We start from the raw sequence: 639 nt of genomic DNA on the forward strand, positions 1-639 counted from the left end.
AGGATGGGTGAGTGGTGTGCTCTTGTGGCGTAGGTTGGGTGCTTTGGTAGCAGTTGGTGCTTTGGTGGTGGGCTGTTCTTCGGGGCCGCGTGCGGTGTCGGCTCAGGAGCAGGCTGCTATTGAGGATGAGTTCTGGGTTCTCTTGCCTCAGGTGGTGGAGGATACGGGGTTGGAGCCGTCTTCTTTTAAGTACGCCAGTGGTCGTACTTATGATCCTCAGAAGGTGGCTGATCGGTCTTTTACTCCTCAGGGTGTGTGTGATTCGAGTGGCGAGGAGACTTTATATCGTATTGAGCTGGCTATGGATACTTTTGATGTGGATGATGTGCAGCATCCTGCTTCGGAGTACACTGCGCGGTCTGAGCGGATGCGTGCTTTGTGGGAGTCTCGTGGGTTTGAGGTGAAGAATGCTGGGCCGTATGGGAATGGGTATGAGATTGTGTATGTCACGGAGCAGGGGATTACGGTGTCTTACTATGTGGGGGATAAGGGGGAAAGTATTGTGCTGCGTAGTGAGTGTGTTTTGTCTGAGGATGGGTGAGTGGTGTGCTCTTGTGGCGTAGGTTGGGTGTTTTGGTGGCAGTTGGTGCTTTGGTGGTGGGGTGTTCTTCGGGGCCGCGTGCGGTGTCGGCTCAGGAG

The 639-nt window shown here is 54.6% G+C and carries 1 protein-coding gene; it reads left to right on the forward strand.

The genetic code is table 11. The annotated features are described in order from the left end of the window. The coding region (locus ACN082_RS10370; RefSeq protein WP_419100784.1) for a hypothetical protein at positions 1–541 on the forward strand (541 nt) is incomplete at its 5' end. Positions 542–639: the final 98 nt, after the last annotated feature.

The sequence above is a fragment of the Rothia sp. CCM 9417 genome (assembly GCF_048513575.1).
GTDB lineage: Bacteria > Actinomycetota > Actinomycetes > Actinomycetales > Micrococcaceae > Rothia.